This window comes from Streptacidiphilus pinicola (assembly GCF_003258295.1).
GTDB classification, from domain to species: domain Bacteria; phylum Actinomycetota; class Actinomycetes; order Streptomycetales; family Streptomycetaceae; genus Streptacidiphilus; species Streptacidiphilus pinicola.
In genome coordinates, this window is record NZ_QKYN01000172.1 from 1 (window position 1) to 5472 (window position 5472).

Below are 5472 nucleotides of genomic sequence, written 5' to 3' on the forward strand. Positions count from 1 at the left end.
CGGGCGGGGGCGGCGGCACCGGATCGGGACCGAGGGGTTCCGGGGGCGGAGGCGGAAGCGGATCGGGTCCCAGCGGCTCCGGGCGCGGACCGGGGTCCGGACCGGGCTCAGGCCCGCCCGGCGGTGCGGGAGTCGGGGAGGGCGGGACGGGATCAGGATGGGTCGGTTCCGGAACGGGCATCTGCCTCAGTCCTCCTCAGCCTCGATACGGCTGCACCCGAGCACGCCGGGGACACGGGACAGCTGCTCGGCAACGCCTGCGCCTATGAGGCCCAAGCCCGGAGACGATCTGCGCCGCGACCCGGGCGGGATCGAGCACCACCAGTTCGGCGTGCGTCACATCGCTGAAGGCGAACTTGCTCACCAACACGAACAGCGCCGCGCCCACGCCGAAAGGGGTGTAGGTACGCAGACCGGCCGTCTTCAGGCGGAACTCGCGCTCCAGCCCCACCGGCGGCCGACAACACCAGCGCGAGCCCAATCTGAGCGACTTCGGGCCAGCCCTGCCCGAAGGGCTCGCTGAACCCCGCGGCCGCAACCGTGGTCGCTACCGTCCCTGTCGTCACCGCTGTGACACCGCCGTCGTCATCGGGCGGCTCTCCTCACTCCTCCCCGCTCGCGGTCCCTGCGCGCCTACCCGCGCGCACCAGCTCGAAGCACCCGGTACGCGGTGCAACGGTCAGTCCCCGCTGAGAGCCGGTTACCCTCGGCAGAGTGCCCGTCAGCGGCCTCGAGCAACAGCCCGAGGCCGCTGCCGAACACCTTGCGTCCTGGCTCAGCGCTGTGCCCTTCGAGTCGGCCAGACACTGCTGGCAGACACTGCCGGGCTGACTGACGCACACCGCGAACGCGCGCGACGCGGGTGCGCGCCCCGGTCAGTGTCCGAAGAGGTGCCGACGCGGCCGTCCTGCGTGCGCCGGCGTGGACGCACCGGTCCGCTCGTCCACCGCGGGTGCGGTCCAAGGCTCCGATTGCTGAATCGGAGTCTCGCCCGTCCGACGCGCCTCACCGAGCGTGGTCCGGCGGCGGCGGGCCAGCTGGCCGCCCACGCGGGTCATGGCAAGACCGAGGCAGAAGATCAGCGCCAGGGCCACGCCGGACAGGAAGATCTCCAGACCGTTCATGGTCGCGATCGTGTTGCCGAGGACCACGACCGAGTAGTCAGGACCACCGGAGAGGTTGTCCGCGATCAGCAGACCGGTGAAGGCGGCGGTGGCCCCGAGCAGCAGCAGGCCGAACAGCAGCATGGCGAGCTCCTTCGTCGTCGCGAGTTCGTCGTGGAGACGTTGTGGGGCGCCCCGCACCGACCGCCCCTGCGCGTATGACCCCTCGGCCCGACCGCAAACCAGACCGGAGCCGCCTCAGCACCGCACCGGAGCCGGGGGTATCAGCCATCCGCGCCGCCCCGCCGCCCCTGCTGCCGCAGCGGCTTGCCAGGTGCCCGAGATCCCGGGAAGCTCCCGTCCGCCGAGCCCACCGATATCCGGGGCAGCGCGTAGCCGTGCTCCTGCCGCAGATAGGCGACGAGCTCCTCGCGGACCAGGCAGCGCAGTTCGAAAGCGTCGGAGGCGTTGTCGGCGGTCATCAGGGCCCGGACCACCAGTGTGGTCGGCGTGGTGTCCACGACCTGGAGCGCCTCTCCCTTGCCGTTCCACAGCCGCGTGGAGCGCAGGACCGCGGAGAAACGGTCGCGCAGTTCCGGGATCGGCGCGCTGTAGTCGAGGTGGAACATGGCCGTTCCCGTGATCGCGGGGTCGCTGCGCGACCAGTTCTCGAACGGCTTTCCCGCGAAGTAGGAGACGGGCATGACGATGCGTCGCTGATCCCAGGTGGCGATGACCACGTAGGTCAAGGTGATCTCCTCGACCGTCCCCCACTCCCCCGCGACCACCACCTCGTCGCCGATCCGGACCATGTCACCGAAGGCGAGCTGCATCCCGGCGAAGAGGTTCGCCAGCGTGCTCTGCGCCGCCACGCCAGCAACCAGGCCGAGAAGACCTGCGGAGGCGAAGACACTGGCGCCGAAGGTCCTGACGGCGTGGAAGGTCATCAGGATCGCTGCGCCGGCGAGCACCGCCGACAGCGCGCCGGTGATCCGGCGCAGCAGATCAGCCTGGGTACGGACCCGGCGGATCCGCGCGGCATCGCGCGGCCCGACGGCGTAGCGCGCCAGGCCCACGTCGATGCCGAGCGTGGCCACCCGGTACAACAGCCAAGCCGACGACGCGATCAGCGCCACAACCAGGGTGTGCCGTACCACCCCGTTCGGCCCCGGAGTCAGCAGCAGTCCGCGCTCCCCGAGCAGACCCAGTCCCAGGGCCAGGGTCCAGAGCAGGGGACGGCGGCAGCGCCGCACCAGCACGTCAGAAGCCAATGAGGATGCCCGGTGCGGCAGCCGACGCAGCATCGTCTCCAAGCCCCTGACTCCGGCCCAAGCCACGACCACCACAAGCAAGACCACCAGCACCGGTCCGGCCAGCCCCCATCCAGACGCAGTCACAATCCCTCTCCCGCACTCCGGTTTCTCGGCCGCACAGAAGGCTCGACCGGGCCGTCTCGGCCACCGATCCGCCCTTCCGATGCCACCGCGAGCATGGGCATCGCCTGTCCCGGACTCGCCACTTCAAACGCCATCGCCACGGCACGGGCCAAGGGGCCGAGTAGGAGCGCCGGCGCTTCGGCGGTCGGGCACAGAGTTTCTGAGACGCCGCCCACCGTCATCCGCCCGAGCCACCAGTGCAGCGAGCTGCTGGCGACGGATCTCGGCCAGCAGCTGTCCGAGCTCAGACGCTCAGGCGGCGAGACGCGCCCGCTACGAGGTGAGCAGGGGGCTCGGCTCTGTCCCCGGCACTCCGCCGGGACGCTCGCTCATGTTCGCCAGCCGACGATTTGGCCCGGATGGCTCGGGGCCTCCGGCGGGATGGAACTGTGTCCTGCGGGGATGCGGCAAGTGCCGGCGAGGGGTTAACAACGGTGGCAAGACTCTCCATGAGGCGCGTGGCCAGCAATACGACGGGGCGGGCGCGGGAAATGGGAGATCTCAATGCGCCTCCCTGGCCATATTGAAAGGCGGGCAATGGCTCCGGAACTCAACGAGCCCGGCGTCGGCGCTCCGGCTTGAGCCGCGGCGCGGGCGACCCGACCCCAGCCTCAGCGGTCCGCCTCCACCCACGCGCCCACGTGACCACCCCGACCTGTGCGGAGCCCGCGTCAGCGTGTGGAGTCAGACTCAACCGGCTGGGCACACCGGCTCGGGAGGCATGTCCACCATGTCGCTCAGCCCACCGGGCCGAGCAGCCCGCGCACGTAGTCCCGCATCCGCCGCCGCGGCTCAACTCGGGTGAAGCGAGCCCCGATCCGCAGGAAGAGTTCGTCCAATTCCCGGTCCCACACATCAGCCAGATCATCGATCACATTCGGGAACTATCCACCTCGTTGCCACTACATGCGGCGCGGCCACTCGTTCGCGCGACGTTCCGGCGGACACCTCCCCGCCCCTGGCCAAACCTGGCTACACGCAACCGACCACCAGGCCGCTGACCAGGGAAAACGGAGAACTCTCACTGGAGTACGCGTCCGAACGTCATGACGTAGCGGCGCCCCGGCCCAGGGGTAGGTCGGCCGGGGCGCTCGCTGCCGCCGCGCGGCGTGCCTCCGTAGATTGCGGCGGCATGTGGCGTCTGACCCAGTTCGGCGTTCGCAAACCCCGGCTGACGGCGGTTGCCGGCGGGCTTGGTGGTGAGGGGTTAACGGTCGTCAGTATCTCTCAACAACACCGCGACCGGTGCTCGACGCTGCTGCGCCGGGGCGAGCAAGCCGCCCGGACCCGTGGGGCCCGGGCGAACCATCACCTGTGCGCGGGGGCTCCGCCCTACGCCACAACTCGGGGCCGCCGCCCTGCCATTCGACAGCGCCGGGACCTGAACGTCGTCGTCCTGAATGCCGACACGGCGAAGTCATCCGCGTGCTCATCCCCTTGACGAGGTGAAAACGTCACGCGCGATGCCGGTCGGCCTGCGTGGCCGAGCAGCGGAGCTTGTCGTCCGACAGCTCGAACTCCTCCCACCGTCCCAAAGCAATCACCACCAACAGCAGGAAGGGCGGCAGCAGCAGGGCCAGGAAGATCATGTCGGTCTCCTCCGCGTTGAGGACCACAGAACACTCCCGCAGGCGCCTCACCCGGATCTGTCCACCCAAACACCCGGCTCGCGAGGGAAGCTCGCGGTTGCCGTCCTCACCTCGTAGCGTCCGCAGCATGGCGGGCAGGACGGTGGCCGACGCCGGTACCTGGCCCGACGGGGTGAGGACGGGTTGAGCAGGTAAACGCAGGCCATGTGCCTTCCGGATGGAACAACAGGTTCTGTCGATCGCCACCAATGGGACGGAGGACGAGATGATCTACCTGAGCGAAGTCCGCATCGAGGAGGGCCGATCCCAGCCGGCGAGGATCCTGGCGCCAGCCACCGTGGAGGAGCTGCCCCTGACCGCACAGGAGTGCGCTGACCAGCACCTTCTCGCCGAGCTCAAAGGACGGTTCGTGATGCACGAGGAGCCGATGCCCTATCGAGTCGAGGTTCGCGTCTGGTCGGACCGGGTGGAAGGGCCGCCCGCAGCAACCGCACAGTGGGACACGCAACACGGCATCCTGACGCCGAGCAGAGCCGCCTGAAAGTCTGAAGGCAAGGTAGTAGAGAAGGCACGGACGGCAGCACACGGCGACACGCCCTGACGACGCGGCCGGCGCCGGACTACGTCGGAGCTGCTGCCGGGCCTCGACGAGGAGAAGCGCGCCGGCCAACGCCACTCTCGACCGGGTGCGAGGTCGGCGGGCGACGAGTGACGCGGAGGCGTGGCGGTGGGCGCGCCCTGCCAGTGGACCCAGCGGAGGCTATCCGGGGTCCTCCGCTTCGGGCGTTTCGTGCGCATCGTGTCGCTCTCGCGCCCGCCGGGTGGACGCGGTCAAATGGCCAAGAAGGCCGCGAGGCGACCGCTGACCGGTGCGACCACCGCTCGTGGCCAGCGCAGGATTGTGCTGGATCACCCGTCAGGAGCGCCGGCTCCCCTGGCCGGTCTGGCCATTACCCTCTCCCCTTCCGTGCTGCGTCGGAGGCTGGGCCTTCGAGCCGTCCGGCTCGCTGGGCGGGTTGTGGCGACGCACTGCCGAGTGGGCCCGCCGCCGCGAAACGCCGACTCCCGTGAGGATGACCAGCACGAGCATCCCGATCAGCGCGACGACAACCGCGTAGTCCGCCGACACTGTGGACCCGTGGGCCGCCGACAGCGCCGCTACCAGGTACGGGGCCATGGCGGGGACCTCCTTCCGACCGCGCTTGCCCAAGGCCCGTAGGGCACAAACACGCGGTCTAGTGCTCTGACCGGAAAGGTTCGCCGGGTCGCAGTGGCAAGTCAGGAGGCATTGGGTAACGTCCTGGGGGTCTCCAGCTGAGCGGGCTAGTGCTCTGACCGGAAAGG

General features: G+C 69.8%; 6 protein-coding genes and 1 pseudogene. 1 reads left to right on the forward strand and 6 read right to left on the reverse strand.

The window, feature by feature from the left end; genetic code table 11:
* Positions 1 to 196 precede the first annotated feature (196 nt).
* The 5 genes and pseudogenes from DN069_RS34045 to DN069_RS42515 form a co-directional block, all read right to left on the reverse strand.
* Entirely contained in the window at positions 197 to 451 is a 255-nt protein-coding gene (locus DN069_RS34045; RefSeq protein WP_207892370.1) for an MgtC/SapB family protein, read from the reverse strand.
* Positions 452 to 875: 424 nt separating this feature from the next.
* On the reverse strand, positions 876 to 1247 hold the full coding sequence (locus DN069_RS42080; protein ID WP_243640134.1) for a hypothetical protein: 372 nt from the start codon (positions 1245 to 1247) through the stop codon (positions 876 to 878).
* Between the two features lie 140 nt (positions 1248 to 1387).
* On the reverse strand, positions 1388 to 2374 hold the full coding sequence (locus DN069_RS34055) for a mechanosensitive ion channel family protein (protein ID WP_243640136.1): 987 nt from the start codon (positions 2372 to 2374) through the stop codon (positions 1388 to 1390).
* Between the two features lie 905 nt (positions 2375 to 3279).
* Positions 3280 to 3402, reverse strand: a pseudogene (locus DN069_RS34060) (IS701 family transposase); the annotation flags it as partial.
* 591 nt (positions 3403 to 3993) lie between these two features.
* On the reverse strand, positions 3994 to 4128 hold the full coding sequence (locus DN069_RS42515) for a hypothetical protein (RefSeq protein WP_279387945.1): 135 nt from the start codon (positions 4126 to 4128) through the stop codon (positions 3994 to 3996).
* 217 nt (positions 4129 to 4345) lie between these two features.
* On the opposite strand from DN069_RS42515, the gene DN069_RS34065 reads away from it, so the two are divergent.
* Complete coding sequence (locus tag DN069_RS34065; protein WP_111507107.1) at positions 4346 to 4669, forward strand: hypothetical protein; 324 nt, start codon at positions 4346 to 4348, stop codon at positions 4667 to 4669.
* Between the two features lie 375 nt (positions 4670 to 5044).
* On the opposite strand, the gene DN069_RS34070 is transcribed toward DN069_RS34065, so the two are convergent.
* The gene (locus DN069_RS34070; protein WP_111507108.1) at positions 5045 to 5305 is read right to left on the reverse strand and encodes a hypothetical protein; all 261 of its coding nucleotides are present in this window, start codon (positions 5303 to 5305) and stop codon (positions 5045 to 5047) included.
* Positions 5306 to 5472 lie beyond the last annotated feature (167 nt).

Coding starts and splice junctions, on each gene's coding strand:
- DN069_RS34070 (WP_111507108.1), bottom strand. CDS start 5,305: ATGGCCCCGTACCTGGTAGCGGCGCTGTCGGCGGCCCACGGGTCCACA.
- DN069_RS42515 (WP_279387945.1), bottom strand. CDS start 4,128: ATGATCTTCCTGGCCCTGCTGCTGCCGCCCTTCCTGCTGTTGGTGGTG.
- DN069_RS34065 (WP_111507107.1), top strand. CDS start 4,346: ATGGAACAACAGGTTCTGTCGATCGCCACCAATGGGACGGAGGACGAG.
- DN069_RS42080 (WP_243640134.1), bottom strand. CDS start 1,247: ATGCTGCTGTTCGGCCTGCTGCTGCTCGGGGCCACCGCCGCCTTCACC.